16 protein-coding genes and 1 riboswitch are annotated in these 20,527 nt (G+C 44.9%); of the genes, 4 read left to right on the forward strand and 12 right to left on the reverse strand.

Annotated elements, in window-relative coordinates; genetic code table 11:
- Positions 1–4 precede the first annotated feature (4 nt).
- A complete protein-coding gene (locus BQ4305_RS01790) occupies positions 5–1,246 on the reverse strand; it encodes a S1C family serine protease (protein WP_234396846.1) in 1,242 nt (413 codons plus the stop codon).
- Between the two features lie 176 nt (positions 1,247–1,422).
- Here BQ4305_RS01790 and BQ4305_RS01795 point away from each other — a divergent pair, with 176 nt between their 5' ends.
- Entirely contained in the window at positions 1,423–1,779 is a 357-nt protein-coding gene (locus tag BQ4305_RS01795) for a hydrolase (protein ID WP_110926186.1), read from the forward strand.
- Between the two features lie 154 nt (positions 1,780–1,933).
- Here BQ4305_RS01795 and BQ4305_RS01800 read toward each other — a convergent pair whose 3' ends face one another.
- From BQ4305_RS01800 to BQ4305_RS21205, 8 genes are all read right to left on the reverse strand, one after another.
- Positions 1,934–2,938, reverse strand: a complete 1,005-nt coding sequence (locus BQ4305_RS01800; protein WP_110926187.1) for an ABC transporter permease — start codon at positions 2,936–2,938, stop codon at positions 1,934–1,936.
- Complete coding sequence (locus BQ4305_RS01805) at positions 2,886–4,442, reverse strand: sugar ABC transporter ATP-binding protein (RefSeq protein ID WP_199880508.1); 1,557 nt, start codon at positions 4,440–4,442, stop codon at positions 2,886–2,888. Before BQ4305_RS01805 ends, BQ4305_RS01800 begins: the two co-directional genes overlap by 53 nt.
- Before the next feature lie 57 nt (positions 4,443–4,499).
- Entirely contained in the window at positions 4,500–5,609 is a 1,110-nt protein-coding gene (locus BQ4305_RS01810) for a sugar ABC transporter substrate-binding protein (protein ID WP_110926188.1), read from the reverse strand.
- Positions 5,610–5,750: 141 nt separating this feature from the next.
- A riboswitch (SAM riboswitch) is annotated at positions 5,751–5,866 on the reverse strand.
- Between the two features lie 78 nt (positions 5,867–5,944).
- Complete coding sequence (locus BQ4305_RS01815) at positions 5,945–8,701, reverse strand: P-loop NTPase family protein (protein ID WP_110926189.1); 2,757 nt, start codon at positions 8,699–8,701, stop codon at positions 5,945–5,947.
- A 586-nt stretch (positions 8,702–9,287) separates the two neighbouring features.
- A complete protein-coding gene (locus tag BQ4305_RS01820; RefSeq protein WP_110926190.1) occupies positions 9,288–10,256 on the reverse strand; it encodes a DMT family transporter in 969 nt (322 codons plus the stop codon).
- A gap of 217 nt (positions 10,257–10,473) precedes the next feature.
- Positions 10,474–13,587: an MMPL family transporter gene (locus BQ4305_RS01825; protein ID WP_110926191.1), complete on the reverse strand. Its 3,114-nt coding sequence runs from the start codon at positions 13,585–13,587 to the stop codon at positions 10,474–10,476.
- A 56-nt stretch (positions 13,588–13,643) separates the two neighbouring features.
- Positions 13,644–14,204, reverse strand: a complete 561-nt coding sequence (locus BQ4305_RS01830) for a TetR/AcrR family transcriptional regulator (protein WP_110926192.1) — start codon at positions 14,202–14,204, stop codon at positions 13,644–13,646.
- 276 nt (positions 14,205–14,480) lie between these two features.
- Positions 14,481–14,654, reverse strand: a complete 174-nt coding sequence (locus BQ4305_RS21205) for a hypothetical protein (RefSeq protein WP_199880509.1) — start codon at positions 14,652–14,654, stop codon at positions 14,481–14,483.
- Between the two features lie 165 nt (positions 14,655–14,819).
- Here BQ4305_RS21205 and BQ4305_RS01840 point away from each other — a divergent pair, with 165 nt between their 5' ends.
- Complete coding sequence (locus BQ4305_RS01840; RefSeq protein WP_110926194.1) at positions 14,820–15,758, forward strand: aldo/keto reductase; 939 nt, start codon at positions 14,820–14,822, stop codon at positions 15,756–15,758.
- Between the two features lie 200 nt (positions 15,759–15,958).
- Here the strand turns inward: BQ4305_RS01840 and BQ4305_RS01845 are convergent.
- Positions 15,959–17,121, reverse strand: a protein-coding gene (locus BQ4305_RS01845; protein ID WP_110926156.1) for an IS3 family transposase whose coding sequence is annotated in 2 segments (ribosomal slippage) — positions 15,959–16,845 and positions 16,845–17,121 — 1,164 coding nt in all. Because the reading frame shifts where the segments join, the coding sequence is not laid out codon by codon here.
- A 199-nt stretch (positions 17,122–17,320) separates the two neighbouring features.
- Entirely contained in the window at positions 17,321–17,731 is a 411-nt protein-coding gene (locus BQ4305_RS01850; RefSeq protein ID WP_110926364.1) for a ClpX C4-type zinc finger protein, read from the reverse strand.
- 174 nt (positions 17,732–17,905) lie between these two features.
- On the opposite strand from BQ4305_RS01850, the gene BQ4305_RS01855 reads away from it, so the two are divergent.
- Both BQ4305_RS01855 and rluF read left to right on the forward strand, forming a co-directional pair.
- Positions 17,906–18,808 (forward strand): DMT family transporter, encoded by a 903-nt coding sequence (locus tag BQ4305_RS01855; protein WP_110926195.1) that lies wholly within the window; start codon positions 17,906–17,908, stop codon positions 18,806–18,808.
- A 109-nt stretch (positions 18,809–18,917) separates the two neighbouring features.
- A complete protein-coding gene (gene rluF / locus BQ4305_RS01860) occupies positions 18,918–19,625 on the forward strand; it encodes a 23S rRNA pseudouridine(2604) synthase RluF (RefSeq protein WP_110926196.1) in 708 nt (235 codons plus the stop codon).
- A 35-nt stretch (positions 19,626–19,660) separates the two neighbouring features.
- On the opposite strand, the gene BQ4305_RS01865 is transcribed toward rluF, so the two are convergent.
- The gene (locus BQ4305_RS01865) at positions 19,661–20,482 is read right to left on the reverse strand and encodes a uroporphyrinogen-III synthase (protein ID WP_110926197.1); all 822 of its coding nucleotides are present in this window, start codon (positions 20,480–20,482) and stop codon (positions 19,661–19,663) included.
- Between the last annotated feature and the right edge of the window lie 45 nt (positions 20,483–20,527).

Genomic DNA, 20,527 nt, shown 5'->3' on the forward strand with positions numbered 1-20,527 from the left:
CCTCTTATGATCTTGTTCCTAATGTAGCGGTTACTGTTTTTTGTTCCTGCCCGCGATAAATCTTGAAGACCACTTTCTCTCCTTCTTTTTTATTGCTGTATAACATCTTACGTAATGCGGCCGATGTGGTTATTTCTTTTCCATCCATAGAGACGATGATATCCTCCTGTCTGAGGCCTGCCTTTGCAGCAGCTGATCCAGTCTCCACACCTGTTACCATAATGCCTTTGCGTGCCTTTTCCGGTATATTCGTCACATATTGCTGCGGCAGTGAAGAAACATCAGAAAGCCCGACACCTAAATACGGTCTTTCAATCTTCCCTTTCTCAATCAGCTCCGTTATAATCGGGATCACCTGATTGCTCGGTATCGCGAAGCCAAGTCCTTCTACGCCTTCTTCTGAGATTTTCATACTGTTGATTCCGATGACTTCTCCATTTCCATTAATTAAAGCTCCTCCGCTGTTTCCAGGATTGATGGCAGCATCTGTTTGCAATACATCCAGCTCCCATTCTCCTTCTGCAGTATCCACGGCAATGGAACGGTCAGCGGAACTGATAATGCCCTGTGTAACGGAGCGGGAGAAATCCAGTCCAAGCGGGTTGCCGATCGCCAGCACTTCTTCCCCGGGGCGCACCTGATCAGAGTTTCCAAATGTGATAGGTTCCGGAGCCAGGTCGGCATCGATGGCCAGCACAGCCAAATCTGTCAGCGCATCCGCCCCGATGACCTCTGCCTTCGTGTTCTTTCCGTTATATAAAGAGATTTCTACGGAAGAGGCTCCCTCGATTACATGATTATTCGTAATAATATAGGCCTTGTCTTTCGTCTTCTTATAGACGACGCCCGATCCTGTTCCGCTTTCCACCGGATCCGAGCTATTGTTTTGGCTTTGCTGCATGAACGGATTCTGGCTTTGCGCCTGCTGATAATTGACAACACCGACAATGGACTTCGAAGATTTTTCCGCGATGTCCGCAATCGAACTGGAATTTTGGCTGGCTGTAGATACTTTTTCTGCTTTCACACTTTTGCCTGAATCAGCGCTTTCTGTCTGCGATTCTATGTTAGCTGTATCAGCCGGATTTGAAATAGGGTTTTGATGATCCACAAACAGGAAAACGGACGATGTAACGACAGAAGCAATGGTTCCAGAAATCAGCGAAGCTTTCCATATAGGCGGCCTTTTCGCTTTTTTTTGTTCCGCCCTTTCCGCGGCTTTTTCTTGTTCATTAAATGGATCCATCAGTGATTCCTCCTTATGTGTTTGAATGATCGATAGATTTATCATAAGGAAGAATTCTTAAGAAAAGCTTAACGGAAAAGAAATCGGAGGATTAGGGGCAGCCAGATCGTGGTAGAGTAATTCTATCAACTTCTGCCTTACACAATGACATTATGAAGGATGAAGGAGAGGATTTCGTGGAAGACGGCAAGCAGACCTATTATGTCGATTTGGTCAGCGGCGATGTCCTGGCGCAGCAGCTGTCGGGCGAGAATGCGAGTTTTCGGGTATTTGCAACAGATGAGGAACTTGCGGAGCTGAGACAATGTCTGGAAAAGGCTCATTCCTCCGATTTAAAGGCCTATGCCCGTTCCCATGTCCCCTATGAGCTCTATCATCATGACCGGGGCAATGATCAATATGATGAATCCATGGTTGAACTGTACCGAATGATTCACGAGCTCGGAGACGATGAAGCTAAAAAGCATATCGAGGAAATGGGGATTTTGGAATATCAATATGACAGCAATGAAAAAACGGAAAAGTTCAAGTGAAAACCGGAGTGCGATGGCACCCCGGTTTTTCTAGTAATATAGATTAGAGCGGAAAGCGAGCATCCTGCAGCGAAATCTTCCCCTTAAAGAAAACTGCCTAAAAAAGAGACTGTCCAAAAAGAATCTCTTTTTTGAGGACAGTCCTTCCTGCTCATCAATGTTTCTGCTTATAATACGTAATCGCAAGGGCGAGAGCCAAAACAGCGCCTTTTACAATGTCCATCGCATAATATGGCACAGACATCATAATCAGCCCATTTTGCAGAATCCCAATCAGCACGGCACCGATAAAGGTTCCAAATGCATTCGGCTTTCCTGCCCCAAGGACAGAAGAACCGATAAAGGCAGCGGCTACCGCATCCATCAAATAGGGCGATCCGGAATTAATTTCAGCCGTCATGACCCTTGAAGCAAGAACAATACCGCCAACAGCCGCCAGCAATGCGGAAATCATATAGGCAGCTACCTTATACTTATGAACGGCAATGCCGGAAAGCCTGGCTGCTTCTTTATTTCCGCCAATCATATACATATAACGGCCATGCTTCGAATACGTCAGAAAAACATGTGTGGCTATGACGATGGCCGCCATGATAAGGATAATCCATGGCACCTGCCCAATTTTCGCAAACAGCGGACTGATGAGCCCCTCCGCAAACGTACCGTCAGCCATTACCATGTTCTGTGAAACGGTTGCTCCTTTTGTATAAGTCAAGGCAATCCCCTGAATGATAAACATCATGGCCAGCGTTAAAAGCATATCGGGAATTTTCAGCTTCACAATCATGAATGAGTTGATTGCACCAACAATCAGCGCGGCTGCAATCGCAGCGAATATCGCAATAAATGTATTTTGTGAAAACCAGACAAACATCGAAATGACAATCGCATTCGCCAGGGAGGCAACAGAGCCAACCGACAGATCGAAGCCGTCCACCGTTAGAGAAATCGTGATCCCAATCGCAATAATGGTCACAATCGATATCGATCGGAGAATATTAATGACATTATCGGATTGGATAAAGGCCGGATTGGACCAGGCAAATACGGCAATCAAAATGAGAATGGTCAGGATGGTGCCATATTTATAAAGGAAGCTGAACCATTCAAATGATTTTTTCTTGGATGGTGCTTGGATTGCCGGACTGTTCATGCTCATCGTTTCGTCCTCCTGTTGAGTAATATAATAATTCTTCTTCATTCGTTTTGGCGGTCTCCAGTTCAGCGACCGTTCTTCCGTCATACAGCACATAGGTCCTATGAGTGATGCCGATGATTTCCGAAAGCTCGGATGAGGCATAGAGAACGGCTTTTCCATTTTTAGCAAGCTCAGCGATCAGTTCGAATATATCCTTCTTTGCCCCGATATCAACGCCCTTTGTCGGTTCATCGAACAGGTACACATCCGCATCTGCGATCAGCCATTTGCCGATTGCCACCTTTTGCTGGTTGCCTCCGGAAAGATGCTCGACCCTGCCTTCTTCGGAAGGAGTCTTGATTCCCAGGCTTTGAATCCATTCCTTTGCCTTTTTTCTTTCTGCTTTGCGGCTGATGAACTGAAATGCATTGCTGAAATTCTCCACGCTCGCTGCAGTCAGATTGACGGCTACGGATTCATGAACGAGTATGCCTTCCTTACGTCTTTCTTCCGGGACAAGGGCCATTCCGTTTTTTACTGCCTGATAAGGGCTCTTCAGCCTGCATGGTTTTCCGTGTAAACGAATTTCACCTGATGTCTGACGGGATTCGCCAAACAGTACTTTACAGAGCTCCGTCTTTCCGGCACCGACCAGTCCTGCCAGGCCGACTATTTCTCCCTGTCGGACATACAGCGCGGCCTCCTGCACCTTCTCTGAATCACTAAGACCGTCCACTTCCAGGACTTTGCCGCCAAACTTACTATCCAGAGAAGGAAACTGTTCATCAAGCTTCGCTCCAAGCATTTTCTCTACGGCTTCATTTTGACTGATCAGATCCGTTGTACCTGCCGCGACGGTTTCCCCGTTTCTCATGATGGTAATGTCCTCACAGACTGAATAAATTTCGGGAAAGCGGTGAGAAATAAAAATGATGCTTACTCCCCGTTCCTTCAGTTCTTCAACTACCCTGAACAGCTCCTTTGTTTCCGTATAACTGAGCGCTGCTGTCGGCTCATCAAGAATCAGCAGCTTACAATGGGTCGAAACCGCTCTGGCAATCAAAACCATTTGCTTTTCTGCAAGCGTCAGCTCTTGAACAAGCTTTTTAGGCGAAACACGGATGTTCATTTCCTGAAGGATGGCCGCGGCCCGTTTATACAGGGAACCCCACTTCATCCACTGCTTCTTACCCATATTCTGAACCGTTTCATTGAGCATAACGTTCTCCCCGACCGATAAAGACGGAATAAGAGCCGTATCTACCTCTTGATGAACAATCTGAATGCCGTTTGTCTGGGCATCCTTCGGAGAGCGAATATCGACCGGCTTCCCTTCCAGCCAAATTTCGCCTTCATAATGGGAATGGGCTCCTGACAGCACCTTCATCAGTGTCGACTTGCCCGCACCGTTCGCTCCGACCAGAGCATGCGCCCTTCCAGGCAAAGCTGAAAATTCCGCTTTGTTCAATGCTTTGACACCGGGAAATGCAATGGATATCTGTTTCATCTTTAATAACTCGCCCATGATCAGGAGCCCCTTTCTTATGCCGGCATTTCCCATGCTGAGAAAGCCGTATTCCCATTATTTTGTATAGTGATCTTTCAATGTCTTCATCCAGTCCTCTTCAAAGGCATCCGATGTTCCCCAGCCTTCAACTGTTTGAGAAAGATTGCCCATATTAACGGGCGTCTTTGATTTTTGAAGGTCTGACTGGGAAATGAGCGATGCCTCCAAGTCATATTTCTGCGGTGTCTCCTCTCCGGCAAGCTTTTTGGCAAGCAAGCGTAAATCCACAGCACCAATCAGCTTTGGATCGACTGCTGCTGTATACGCCCAAGAGCTTCCCTTTGCCTGAATTTCCTGAAGATCGGCATTTGACACATCAATTCCGTAAATCTTCACTTCATCGCGTCCAGCCTCTTTAATCGCCCGGGCTGCGCCAATGGCGAAGGCGTCCCATGTAGCAAAAATGGCGTCCAGCTTCCCTTTCGGATACTTATTCAGCATCGCAGCCACAGCATTTTGTGTCTGAACGGCTGTATCAGCGGATGCCACTCCGAACCTCTCCACCTCTTGGATGCCTGGGTTTTCTTTTAATTTCTTCTGATATACGGCATTCCTGCGGACCATTGGCGGGAAACCGTCGACCCACAGGTACGCAATATTTGCTTTTCCATCCTGCTCTTCGATTAACTTATCAATCGCCTGCGCTGCCAGTGCTTCATCATCCTGGGATGTCAGTGTGACACCGTCAATATTCGCCAAATCGCCATTGGAGTCGAACGTCACAACACTTTTTCCGGCATCCACTAGTTTTTGAACATCCTTGACAGTTGCCGCATCATCACCGTGAGAAATGATATATCCGTCATAATCCTCTTGAAGAGACTGAGCAATCGCATCATGGAATTTGGCTGTATCTCCGTTTGCGGTGTATGTATCAACCTGGAAGCCCAGGGATTCTCCTTCTTCCTTAGCTCCTGCTAAAAACTGTGCTGTATGATCATCGCCGCCAATTTTACGGATGACCTTAATTTTCGCTCCCTGCCCCTCTGCAAAGCGCTCAGGGACATTTTCAAACGAAACCTTTTCTTCCTTTTTCGCTTCTGATGTCGATGATGAGCAGCCCGTTAGCAGTAAAGCCGAAGCAATCGCAGCGACTGCAGCCCTTTTAAAAATGGTTTTTCTCATTGTTTTTCCCCCTCGATAATTTTAACTATTCGGATAGGAAAGGTGTGTTTTAAGAACAAAATAAACAGCCAGCTCATTTTCCTATTAAAAAAACCTCTCCAGAAAAGAGAGGTTTCATCGCATGTTCAGCTGACTGTGCCTCTCTTATCTTTCAAAACACATACATGTTTTGCAGGAATTAGCACCAATTTCAAATCGTAATTTGAAACGGTTGCCGGGCATCATCGGGCCAGTCCCTCCGCCGCTCTTGATAAGAGAATCATATTCAATTTATAATTCCTACTTTAAAGGGGCGTCAGCCGTATGTCAATTTTTTTTTTGAAAATTGGGTAAGATCAAATATTCTTCTGCAGATGAGCAAGCCGTCTTTTATCAATTTTCTCCAGGCGTTCCAGCTGACGAAGCTTTACTTCAAACAGTGTAATCGGATCGCGCTGTACTTCCGGATGTTCATTCAGCTGGCTCAGGGTTTCCTGATATTCCATCGTTTCCGCTTTCGTTTCCTCTACTTTTTTCTCAAGATCAGCAAGCGAACTTCTGAAGAAGAGACTGATATCCCGGTCCAAAGATTTTTCAAACAATTCAAATTGGGTCAGGAAGCGTTCTGTAATCATATCCGCTATGTCCTGGAAGTCTTCCGTTTCGATAAACTTCTTATAGCGATTGTAGACATTCGCCTTGTTTTGCTGAAAGGCGCCAAGCAGTTTGCCGGCTCCTTTTAACAGCAATTGCGACGGTGTCCTTCGGAGCAGAATGTTCACTTCGTCGATTCGAATGCTGCTGGTCATCCTGTCTGCATCGCGGCGCCAGTCATCCAGCACCCGGAAATCCCCTTTCAGGTTAATCCTTTCCTCACGATAAAGTTCATTGAATCCAGCACTCATCTCGTCCATAAATTCCTGGCTTTGCTTGAATTCCAGCTCCGAGGCGGCAATCCAATCCTGAAGCGAGCGATAATAGTGAGGCAGAACTGAATCCATCACATAGCTTTGGATCTGCTCATTCATCCGTTGATTCAATTCAATATGAATCTGGCTGAAATCGCTGTCCTCTGAAATCAGCTTCGAAGAATCACGCAGCAGTTCCGGAATTTTCACGGACAGTTCATTTTTGATCTCATCCTTCAGATTGCGGTAGCCTTTCGTGATTGTCTCCATCTTTTCGCTCTTCAGATCGGCAATCTGATTGATTGCTCCGTTCAGCTTCACTTCCATTTCCTCATTCCAGGAAATCGCCAATTCCATTTTCCGTTCGTTGGCTGTCTGTTTTTCCAGCAGGGTTTTCAATGTCATTCTGATAAAGGCCAGTGATTTTTCTGCTCTTTTTTCCTGCCAGCTGGAGCCCTGATAATTGGCCTGAAGGAAAGCAGCGAAGTCTCTTAATTGCGCTCTTTTTTCATAATGCTTCGAGAAGGCAAAGACTTTGGCATTCGGGAAATAGGCGTTCACCTTATCCCATGTTTCATCCTCCATCCTGACAGCGACCTGATCACTGTATATCGTATCCATTTTATTTAACAGGAAGTGGATGGGAAGCTTCGGTGCCATCTGCTGAATCTCCATTAATAAGTCCCGTTCATTGCCGGTAAAAGGCGTACGCGCATCCAGAATGAATAGCAGACCGTCACTGACCAGTGTATAATCACGGAACTCAGGGCTGATATTTTTTTCGCCATTAAAGCCCGGCATATCAAGAAACGATACTTGTTGATTGCGGAGATAATCACTCGGAAGGCTGACATCAATAATCGTCCCTCTCTGTCTTCTCGTTTCATCCAGCTCCTCCAGCCCGCTGATTTCTTTACGGGCTGTATCTGTCAGTTCATAGATTTCCAGCTCATCGCCGTCCCGCACACTGATGAGGGAGGAATGATCTTCGGATGCAATGCTCTCTCCGACAATTGTTTCGATGAACGAAGTCTTGCCATTTCCTGTGCTGCCTGCCAGCAGCAAATGATAGGAACTCTTGTCCATCAGCTCAGCCATCATCCATCTGAGCTTATTGCCGACTTCCAGTTCATGACGGGATGCCCAATCTGCAATCGCATGGAACAGCGAATCCGCCGCTTCCAGACCGCCCTGCATTTTTTGTGACTGGCTCAGCATTCTTTCCGCTTCCTGCGTCACCATAATATTCACGCTTTCCGGAAATACTTCATTCCATGCCAGGACGGAAGAAGCCGCTAACATAGACTGCAGATGAATTCCATTCGCTAGCTTCAGCCAGTTTTCCAGCAAAGCCGGAATAATCGGGCTTAAAACGCGGATCAGATACTGCCCTTCCAAAAGATCGGTATAGGTTTCTTCATACTGTGCCGCCAGATCAGACCAGGAGTCCCCCTGCTGTATATCGATTCTCGCAATCAATTCATTGATTGTTTCCAGCCATTCAAAATAGAAATCAGTTAATTTATAATTCTTCCATAAAATAACCGCCATCTGTTCAAAGCGGGTTTGGTCCAGATTTGAAAGTGATTCAAGCACCTCCGTGAAATATCCCGGTTTGATAGTCTGAACGATGCCTTCTTCCATGTACGTTTTCAATACATCGAACCAAACCATTGATTCCGTGCGGATTGATTCCTTCACTGCCAGCTCGACCGCATTATCCCAATCCTTCTGATCTTCAAAAAAGGCACGCGCCATCTTCGTGACATTCGGATAATCCGGCTGATCGGCAACAGCTTCCTTGATGACTGCTGAAGCAGCATCATGCTTGGCTTCCAAAATATAAAGGGAAAACAGCTGAAGCCAGATCTCAGCCTTCAATGCCGGGTCATCTGTTTTAATCCCCTTGTAGATCTCCTCAGCTGTTGAATAGAGTTCCACTTCAAAATAGGCATCTGCTGTATTTTTTTTAGCCCAGGCTGCAAGCTCGCCTGTAATGCTTTCCCATTTAAAAATCGCTGCCTCAAAATCATGATGGCGGAAATACACTTCTCCCTGTGCGAAGCGGATCTCTGTCAGATCAGCCACTTCCTTCTTCTGCTCCGTCAGGAAGAGCTCGCCCAAGGCTTGAATCGGATGCATATCTATAGCTGCAGATTCTATCAGTGTTTCATAATATTGTTTTCGAATGAGCCGGTCTTCCATTCTAATTCCTCCATATTTCATATTTGGTATGAAAAGTAATTAAGTACAACATGTCAAGGTCATTACTAAACTGTTATTTTATCAAAGCAATATGCTAAACAGATATCAGCATTTTTACATTTTAGACACACACAGGAATGTTTTTGTAATACATGAAAAGTATGAGGAATTTTTTGTATGAAAGGAGCACATGGCCGGGAATCCTTATACCTATTTCATCATTCTTTTCGATAAAAGACAATAAATCTCCTCTTTCCTTATCATAAATCCAGCCTGCACCATACGCAGAATCTTGCCCCCTTCTATTCCCTTGTATCCTTTTTCACTGAACCGCTAAACCTGTCCGCAAGAAACAAAAAAGAACGCCGAAATACGGCGCTCCCAGACTGTTGACAAACCAGATGAAAATCGAGTTTTGTCTGCAGTCTTCTTTTTTTCTTCTTAAATGGGTGTTGATTTCCGTTCCAGGCGGTGAGCCTCCCGGAGTCATTGCTCCCTCCGCTCCAGTCAATCAATCGTTCAAGCCTTTAAAAAAACAGCCTATGCCTTCCCAGCAGCTGATCAGACGGAATACTAACATACTTTTTTACAGGCTGGCGGCTTTTTCTGTTTTTTTCGGTTTCGGATGGGAGAAAAGGCTGTGCATAATCATCCCGATGGCCACGACACAGATGCCTGCCCAGGAAAGGGAAGACGGGAGGGCGATGGAGAGCACAATTACTTCGCCGGCCAGTGCAAAGAGGACTTCCATCGACTGGGTTGCTTCAACGGAGGCAAGTTTCTGCATATCGCCCCTGACCATATCGGTGGCTTTAAAGAAAAGGACAGTCGCAATGACACCCGAGCTGACGGCGACAAGCAGGGACTGTGCTGTCTGCCCCATGGACGGCAGCCCATCCTTCCAAATTCCATAGATTGATAGAAGGAACCAAAACGGAAGACTGGCCAGCGTCATCCCCAGCACCCTTTGATAGGCATCCAAACTTCCGTCCGTGAGAGCCATCATCTTTCGGTTGCCGAGAGGATAGGCAATCGAAGCGGCCAGGACCGGAATGATGCCGAGCCATAAATCGTTCAGCGCCGCTCCTTCCGCATGCTCCCATTGCATCATCAGAATACCTGCTAAAATGACGAATGACATGCCGAGCCCTTTAAAGGCGATTTTCCCCCGGATTTCAACGGGGCCATTTTTAGTCATGATTTTTTCTATGAATAAAGGGGCCAGAAGCGCTCCCGAAATAATCGTAATCTGCCATGTTCCGGCAATGAGCCATCCCGGTGCATAAGAAGCTGCAAAGCAGAGCGGTGCATAAAACAGAACAAAGCCTACAAAGCTCCACAACAGCCACTTGCCCGGCCGGCTGAGCATTTCTCTAAACACTTCACGCAGATTTCCCCTTGCCCATACAATGCACAGCAAAAAAGGGACCATGAACATATACCGGAGCGAAGCACTCCATATCCAGCTTCCTCCCGAAAGCTCCATTGCCGCATTTAAAACAAAAGTGAAAGCAAAAAAGAATGCGGCTAAAATTCCAAGTACAATTGGTCGCATGGCTGACAAACTCCTTCCAGATACACCGTATCGGACTGATCACCGGGTGTATAAAATAGATTTCCGAACGGTCTCCCTTTTAACAGGAAGATCTTTATATCACCCACTATATCGCAGTTTAATCAACAGAAAAAGGGTTTATTTACCAAAAGGTTTATGCACTATTTTTATCAAAAAAAGCTTATAGATAAGACGCCCCTATCTATAAGCTTTTGCCTTACGGCTTCTTGCTGAATTTATTCAGTTTATCCGTAACTGAAATCAATGCGGGCACTAAGATTGGCATCGCAATCAAACTCAGCAGGATGAGAGCTATAATTACAACCGTGGCCACTTCAATCAGCGTAAGCACTCCTGATGGAATAAGCGCGGCAAAGGTACCGCCCAAAATAATGGCTGCCGACAGAACGACTCCGCCAATGTGCCGGGAAGCCTCGACAATCCGGCTGACCGGAGTTCCTTCCAATTCATTGTAGCGCATCATCAAGAAGATGCTGTAGTCCACGCCTAATGCCACAATCATGATGAAGCTGAAGAAAGGAACATTCCAGCTTAAAATGTCTGTGTTCAAAAGATGCGAACTGATCCATTCCCCTATGCCAAGAGAAGTGAAATAAACCAATACTAAAGAACCGACAATGTAAATCGAATGAAACACGGAACGGGTGATGAACATGAGAACAAGCAGAATTCCAATCAGCATGATACTCGCTGTCCGCAAGAAGTCGCTTTGTGTGACTTTCTTCAAATCGGCATTTCTGGCGGTTGTCCCCGCTATCGCAATTTTTGCCTTTTCCAAATTAGTTCCTTTCAGCATGGCCTCCGCCTGTTCATTCATCTCCTGAATGATTGGCATTGCTTGCTGGGAGTAAGGATTCACATCCAAAATAATTGTCATGGATGCTGTTTTTCGATCATCGGACATATACCTGTCTAAGGATTTTTGGAAATCTCTCCCCTCTAATGCCTTTTCCGGAATATAGAATTTTTCAGAGCTGTCTGACTCACTTAGGCCGCCTAAATAGCTGCGGGCCTCTTTAAGTCCGCTGCCGACCTGGCTTAATCCTTCGGTGCTCTCCGATAAACCCGACTGCAATTCCGACATTTGCTCTTGCAGGTCTTGAAGGCCTGTCAGTAATTCTTCCTGTCCATGATTAATTTGGGAAACACCGGATTTTAGATCATTTGTTTTAGCAGCGATTTGGTCAGAACCGGCCGCACCGTCAGCCAATCCATTTTTCAGATTGGCAGCGCCTTTTTCTAATTGAGCTGTCCCCTCTTCCATTTGGTCTAAGCCATCATTCACTTTTGCCAGGGACTGGTTCGCTTTTTTAAATGTATTCATGGCACTCTCATGCTGTTCTCTCAAATGATCCAGCTGGCTTTGAAGTTTTTCCAGCTGTCCTTGGGAAGATCTCGCGATGTCCAGTGTTTGCTGAACATCCGGATCATCGGCCAATTCGGGATTGGTTTCCAGCAAACTGTTCATGAGCGATTCAATCTGCTCGTAGCTGTAGCCATTTGACACTTGATCAATTGTTTGAGAAGCCTGGTCTAAATAATCCGTATACGAACTTAACCCTTTCTCTAACTGACTGTAAACCGAATAAAGCTGGGACGTGCTGTTGGACAGGACAGCCGTATTTGCTTTTAAAGCAGCCAGGCCGTCCTCGATCTCTTCAGCACCGGAAGCACCGTCATGGATTCCGTCCGTTAACTGATTCATCGCTTTTCCTAATTCCGACAGGCCGCCTTCTACTTCGTCTGTTCCGTCCATTAACTTCTGGACATTGGCCATTCCATTTGCATCATTCTGCCCCATCTGGTCCTTCTCTGATGTGAGCCCTTTCGTAATTTCGTCAATTCCGCCATTGGCATCGCCAAGGCCGTCATTCACTTCATCGGTCTGTTCCTTCATATAAAAATCTCTTATTTTATCTCCTGATGGGCGTGTTGGGGAGTATACTTCTGAAACCCCGTCCACTTTGGAGATTTTTTCTGCTAATTCGTCCAGCGTCTGCAATGTGCCGGCGCTGTCCAGCGCCTTATTGGAGTGAAGGACGAACGTTGCCGGGGAAGAAAAGCCTGCCGGAAAATGAGCCTCTATTACATTAATGCCTTGTTTGGACTCATACTGATCGCTGACTTCCCATAAATCGTTATAATTCAGCTGGCCTGAATACATCACAATAAAAGGCACCGATATCACCGCTGTAAGCAGCAGCGCGATGATCGGCCTGCCGACAGAGTGCCTGGCAAGGAAACTCCAAATCCTGCTGTCACCATGGCCTTTGAAGTTCTTAACAGGGAAGAACATCCTTTTCCCCAGCAATACCATGAAAAAGGGATTTAATGTGAGCAAAACGAGCAGAAGAATGATAATTCCAATCGCCACACCGGAAGTTGCCTGGTAAAATGTGAAACGGGCCAAAAATAAAGAAATAAACCCGATGAAGACAGCTAACCCGCTATATAAAACCGTTTTACCCGCTGACTTGAACGTAGCTTTGGCAGCAAGAAGCGGATCCTCCTGCCTGCTTAATTCCTCTTTAAAACGCGTATATAATAAGATGTTGTAATCCGTTCCCACACCGAATAACACCACAACTAAAAAGACTTGAGTGAAATTCGAAAAAGGAAAATCAAAGTGATCGACAATCTGGGTCAGGATTCCCATTGATACTAAGTAAGAAACACCAACAGTCAGTAAGGAAACAATAGGAACGACAGGAGATCTGAACACGATGATTAAAACCGCCAAAATGAAAATAACGGCGATGACTTCGGTCTTTTTCACACCGTTCTGCGTCGTGTTGGCAAAATCCTCTTGGATTAAATCGCTGCCCGTTAAATACGTATCCATACTTCCTGTTTCCATGACCTCATGAATTTCTTTCGAAGTCTCTGACAGTTTCCCATGATCTTTATCAATCGACAGCTGAGTCAAAATGGTCGTCTGATCCTTAGAAACAAGCTGCTTTTCTAAATTTTCATTATCCAGATGGGAAGATATTTTGGTGATGCCCAATTCCTTTTCTTTACTTTTTAAGTTCTTTACAATCGACGCAATTTGTTCTTGATCTTTCTCTGTGAGGGCGGCGTCGCTCCCGCTGTTAAAAACGGCAATGAGGTCATACGTATCACCTTGGCCGCCGCGGTCCATTTCTTTCAGCATCTTGTCTGCAGCAGCGCTTTGTGCAGTATCCAGAATGGTCACTTGCCCTTTTTCTTTCACAAGTCTGTCTAAATCTGGCATGGCCATGACTAAAACAACGGTCAGCAAGACCCATACCGCTAATGAGATGCTCCTCCAGTTTTTCAGCTTATTCATTCTCTCACCCTTCTTTTCTCCCGGAATGAATATTCATTCCGCAACTATCAATGGCATTAAATCTTTCGAATGGCATCCCAGAAACTTTCTCTCAGCTTTTCCAACAGCTCTTCGGAATAGCTCAGCTCCCCTGCCTCCATCAATTTCACCAGCATCTCGGTTGGCTTATAAACAATCGCAATTAAAGCCTTAGCCGGCAATGGCCTGATTACGCCATTTTGTTTTCCTTCATCAATGACTTGGATAATGAACGCTAAAAATTCATGAAAGGTTTGATTGCTCGCATCATCTAAATAATACCCATCATAATGGGAGTTGATAAATACAAAAGCCGTTCCATGCTGCCTCGCAAATTCAAATAATCGATGAAAAATATGAGTAAATTGCTGGTGAATGCTTGAATGATAAGGAAAGTCAGATTTGATTGCTTCAGAGAACTGAAGCACACATCTTTTAAATAACTCATTCAAAAGAGACTCTTTATTTTGGAAATAGCGATAGATCGTGCCGGCACCCACTTTTGCCCTGTCGGCAATCATCGGAACAGTCGTCCCGTCGTACCCTCTCTCAGCAAATAGCTGCATCGCTGCTTCATAAATATGATCTTGTTTCGTCATTCCCTCTTTTCACCCCTTCCGAATGAATGAATATTTCTTCCAAATTATAATAGATTTTTCCAAATTGTAAAGACCTCTTTTATCCCCTGCATTTTTCAATAAAATTCCTCAAAAACTGAAAGAAACGAATGGAGGATCTGAACTGTCTTTATCTGTTCGCCGTCCTCCTGCACAGCCTTTGTTTTATCGTTCACAGACTTATTCTGATAAAAAATGGCTGAAGACACACTCACATCATGTGAGGCAGTCTTCAGCCAGAAAGTCTTTAAATTGTTGTTACACACCCGTGCGCTTTCGCTGGTTATTCGGCTTTTTGGTCAGCTGGTTTTTCAGCGGCTTTGTTTTTTTGACAACGCCGGTTTCTTTTTGGCTCTGGGCCGCTCCTGCCTTTTGGGAGGCAAGCTTTTGCTTGACGGCTTCCGCCAAAGTCATTTTCTTAGGTTCAGACATGGTCTCGTCTCCTTCAATGTTGATTCTTCATTATAATACAGATTGCTGGATTAGGGAAATCGCCCCGGACATGATATTTAGTAATCTGAAAGTTTGCGTAACTTTGGAAATTTATTGGCATAATTGATATGATGAAAGCATCTTGGAAAAGGAGATGACTTGTGAATGATGAAGGAAACACGAATTGGTAAAACAGACCTTTATGTAAACCCGATCGGCCTTGGAACGAATGCAGTCGGCGGGCATAATATTTATCCGAATCTGAATGAAGAAACAGGAAGAGAAATCATCCGAACTGCCATGGAAAATGGCGTTAACTTCTTAGATACTGCCTTTATTTACGGACCTGAACGGTCAGAGGAGCTGATTGGCGAGGTACTGAAAGAGTCAGGAAACCGGGATAAAGCTGTCATTGCCACCAAGGGCGCTCATAAATTCGTCGGCGGCAAAGTCGTGTTCGATAACTCCCCCGCTTTCTTAAAGGAAGCGGTAGAAGGAAGCCTGAAACGCCTTCAAACAGATTATATCGACTTATTTTACATTCATTTTCCTGATGAGGACACTCCGAAAGATGAAGCGGTCGGCGCTTTGAAGGAATTGAAGGACCAAGGAAAAATCCGGGCAATCGGCGTTTCGAACTTCTCTCTTGTTCAGCTGAAGGAAGCGAATAAAGACGGGTATGTCGACGTGATTCAGTCCGAATATAACTTGCTGAAGCGGGAAGCAGAGGACAAGCTCCTTCCATATACAGCAGAGCATCAGATTTCCTTTGTCCCTTATTTTCCGCTTGCTTCCGGATTGCTTGGCGGTAAATATACGAAGGATACCACCTTTGATGACGATGACATCCGGGCAAAATCTCCTCTGTATCAGGGACAAACCTACATCCGCAATCTTCAGCGGGTTGAGGAAGTCCGGAAAATAGCGGACCGGAAAAACGCCGAAGTGGCCGATGTCGTTTTAGCCTGGTATTTAACACGCAGCTCCATTGATGTGCTTATTCCCGGAGCCAAAAAACCGGAACAGGTAGTACGGAACCTGCAGACACTTGACGTCGACCTGACCATTGATGAAGTAGCAGAGATCAGCGCGATTTTCCGCTGAATCCTTTAAAGTGAAGCGGTTGAACTGAAGCAAAAAAATGACAAATTGGGAATTAAGTAAAAAAACAAATTTCTCTGAGAGGAATTTGTTTTTTTTACTTTTAACGTACTACTGAATACTAACATCATGACACTCAGAAAAAAGAAAAAGAGTGATAGCTAGACTGACCTATTCATTTGAGACAGTAATAAAACACCTTCTTAGGCTGCCATATCACCAAACTCTATTGGTGTGTGGTAGCCTAATTTTTCTTGGATACGCTCTTCGTTATAATAACTCATAAATTGATCCACACGTTCCTTTACTTCTTCTAGCGACAAAGAATGGAATTTAACAAACTGAAATTCTTCTGATTTAAGGTTGGAGTGGAAAGACTCAATCACTGCGTTGTCCCAACAGTTTCCCCTGCGTGACATACTACCAACTAAATTCTTTTCTTTAATCCGATTCTGATAAGCATAAGAAGAATAGACACTTCCTTGATCTGAATGGATGATGACTCCTTTAGGGTTTCCTCGCTTTTCTAGTGCTTCATTCAAGGTATCAATCACCAAAGGAATTTGTTGATGAGTATAAAGTTTATAGGCAACAATTTGATTATTAAACAAGTCCATGATCGTTGATAAATATAAAGTGTCTGGCCCATATTGAATGTAGGTAATATCTGTTACCCACTTATGGTTAGGTTTGCTTGCGTGAAACTCTCGCTGTAATAAGTTTGGCGCGACAACGACAGATTCTCCTTGAGATTTCCACCTTCTCTTTTGTTTTACTTTACATTGAAGGTGATATTTCTGCATGATTCGTTGAACAGTATTACGGTTCAATTTGATATGATAGTCACGTTTTAAAAGCTCCTTGATTTTTCGATGACCATATCGGTATTTAGTTTTTTCGCAAAGGTAAATAATCGCTTCTTCTTCCTTAGACAACTCAACTGGTTGCGCATTTGCCCAGCGATAATAGGTGGATCTAGGAACATTTAAAGCTGATAAAATAGCTGATACTGTATATTTCTTTCGTAAATTCTGAACTAATTGGAGAACGATTTCTTTTTCAACTCCTTTTCGATCTCCAAATACTTTTTTAAGATTTCATTTTCCTGTTTTAAATGATTCAATTGACGTTCTTTTTTCTCTTCAGGACTCGAACTGTCTGGTCCATGACCATAGGAATATTGTTTTCCTATTGGTTGATTAAATCGATGAACCTGATTATCTCGATACCATTTCATCCACGTTTTGATTTGAGATACATTTTTAATCTCATACTTCTCCATGATTTCACGGTTCGAAAACTGACCACTCATTTTATCTTTCACAACTGCCCACTTAACTTCATTTGAATATACATTTTTGCCCATGCAAAAACACCTCCGAATTAGTACTTTGTTTAAGTGTACCATTTCGAAGGTGTTTTATAGTGTCTCATTAATTTAGGTTAGTCTAAGCCCCGTAATGGTTTTTTTCATCATTTCCTCCTCTTTCGATATAATATATATAATGCGGCTTCATGAATATGAATTCCTTTAAAAAGGGAAAATGCCCATTTAACTGTCCGCATTACACTTCTTCAGAATGAGAGTTAATCACATCTCTCCCAAATTCTAAGCATTCCATGCAGATTGATACACCAGGACCCATCGCTAAGTCTCCAGCCTCTTCTTTACTTCTAAGGCAAAAAGAACAGACTGACACATGCTCTGAAGGACCTGAAGGATTAGGATTCGAGGTTTTCTCCAGGGCAACGTACAGTTCTTCAATGACCTTGGGTTCAATGTAATCAAAGTCCCCTTTTAGTTTCACCGCAATGGTTGTATAGGCCACGGCCATCCCTTCATAGAAGCGCTGTCTCTCTAATTGGTCGCTCCCTTTTGATTTCTCTTCACATAATGAAGACAATTTCTCCGTTTCCAAAATGATATTTTCAATTTTTGCTCCTCGAAAAGTTTTTTTGCGGAACTTCTCGTCCATTTTCTTCACTCCTTCCCTTTTTTCATGTACACATTTGTACACATTATGATATTTATTCACCAAGCCCGCTCTTCACTCCTTCCATTTTCAGTAAACAAACTCCTTTTCCCGGTATTGCCGAAAGTTTTACAGTTTGATATAGTGAGTGAAATATAAGAAAGAAGGCAGAATAGTATGAAAAAATCGCATGTACTCTTATTCCTGATCCTGGCCAATGTGTTCTGGGCAGGAAATTATGTTGTCGGCCAGTTCGTCGTACAGGAAATGACTCCGTTGGAAATGACATTTATCCGCTGGGCGATCGCCATTTTCCTTTTATTCCCGCTCGCTCACTGGATTGAGAAGCCTGATTGGAAATCCGTGTGGAAACAATGGAAGCTGCTTGCCATTCTTGGAATTCTGGGCATCCTTGGCTATAATTTCACCTTATACTGGGCGCTGCAGTATACAACAGCAATGAATGCTTCGCTTGTCAATTCCATGAATCCAGCCCTTATTTTTCTCTTTTCTGCATTCTTGTTAAAAGAAAGAGTCTCTTTGCTGAAAGGAGCCGGCATCTGTATTTCCCTGATTGGCGTTCTTCTTGTTCTGACAAAAGGCAGCCTTCTGCAAATCCTTCATCTCGATTTCAATCAAGGGGATTTGCTGATGCTTATCGCGATTACAATCTGGACCTTCTACTCCATCATCGGGCGAAAAATGAAAAATACGCCCCCTGTTTCTGCCACTGCGGTCTCAGCCTTTATCGCTGTTTTATTTCTGCTGCCATTCGTTCTAACATCAGGCATGTCCTTTCATTGGAGCGGGCAGGCAGGAGCCGGTATTCTCTATATCGCTATATTCCCGTCCGTTTGTTCATTTGTTTTCTGGAATATTTCCCTGAGATCGATAGAGGCCAGTCAGGCTGGGGTTTATTTAAACCTCATCGCCGTTTTCACAGCCGTGCTGACCCTTTTGCTCGGCCAGCACATTACCGCTTTCCAGGTGATTGGCGGTCTCCTTGTCTTCATTGGTGTCTACTTAACAAGCAAGCCCGAGGCCAAAAAAGTGCCCCACTCCTTCACTCAAACCGGCTAAAGCTTGTGCTGCCCCGCCAATTGGCCGGGGTTTTCTTTCTTTATCTTGTCATCATGGGTTCCATTAGGGTATCTTTAAGGCATGAAAACTGAAATTGAGGTGTACTTTTTTGAGAATCAATAAATATATCAGCGAGTCGGGCATTACCTCGAGACGCGGGGCAGATAAATGGATCCAAGAAGGACGGGTAACCATTAACGGAAAAACGGCGGAGCTTGGCAGCCAGGCTGAGCCGGGAGACGATGTCCGGGTGGACGGAAAGCCGATTAAAGCGGAACAGCAATATGTCTATCTGGCATTAAATAAGCCGGTTGGCATTACCAGCACAACGGAACGGCATATCGAAGGAAATATCGTGGATTTCGTCAATCATCCGCTTCGGATCTTCCATGTCGGACGGCTTGATAAAGACTCAGAGGGGCTTATTCTCCTCACAAATGACGGGGATATCGTCAATGAAATCCTGCGCAGTGAAGGCCGGCATGAGAAGGAATATATCGTGACGGTGAACGAGCCGATTACCGACGAATTTATTCAAATGATGGGTTCAGGTGTCGAGATCCTCGATACCGTCACACTTCCCTGCAAAGTAGAGAAGCTTTCTAAATATGTCTTTAAAATTATCCTAACACAGGGTCTTAACCGCCAGATTCGCCGCATGTGCGCAGCCTTAGGCTATTCCATTCGGACCCTTCAGCGAATCCGCATCATGAATATCCGCATCGACGGCCTGAAAACAGGAGAATGGCGCGATTTGACAGAGAGCGAGCAGAAGGAACTGTTCACCGAACTCAACTATACGCCAAGAAAACGATAAGAAAAGGTCCCGACACCGGGACCTTCTTTTTATCCTTAGAGGGAATGGCTCCCTTTCTTTTCGTAAAACTTCACAAGTTCTACCAAGGCGCTTCCCATTCGCTGATCCTCCGGATAGATGACTCTGTCGATTCCGAGCTCATGCAGTGACTGGGCCGTCACTTTTCCGACAGACAAAGCAGCCGTCTTTTGTTCAAAAGCCTGAATGACCTCTTGTTCCTTTCCCTGTTCCCGGGCGAACTGCAGAAGATTCCTGCCTTGAGGCCCGCTTGTGAAGACCGCTGCATCTATTTCTCCGGCAAGCAGTTCATCTGTCAGCTGCTGCATGACTTCCGCTTCCGGCGGAATATGCACGTAAGGAAGGACTTCTTTGTGGACTACTCTTTGTTCATCCAGCATGTGAATCAATAACGGAGCTGGATCGCCGTGCAGCTGAAGGGCTGCCTTTTTCCCTGTAAAAGAATATTTCTGAAGCGCCCTGATTAATCCGGCTGTGCTTCCGTCATCATCGCGGGCGATCGGTTCAAGTCCCAGTTTTTTTAGCATATTCGCCGTCTTATAGCCGCGGATCGCCAGCTTCATCTTTTTCAGTGCGGCTAAAAACTCGTCTCCGCGTCCCATTTTGACAGCAGCCTGATATAAAATATCCGTCCCGATCCCAGTCGTCAGAATCATCCAGTCATACTTTCCCTCGATTAGATCTTCAATATCGTTCTCTAATTGAGATTGATCCGGATATACCGTTCCCTGTGCCGGCCTGATCAGCGGGATACCGCCTAAGTTTGTAATGATTTTGCTGATTTCCTCAGCCTTCCTCGGTCCAAGCACCGCAATTTTCTTTCCTTCGAGCTTTGCCATCTGCACCCCTCCAAAACGAATCGCTGTTTATATCCGTTTGAAATC

The organism is Bacillus massiliglaciei (assembly GCF_900098925.1).
Classification (GTDB): Bacteria; Bacillota; Bacilli; order Bacillales; family DSM-1321; genus Peribacillus; species Peribacillus massiliglaciei.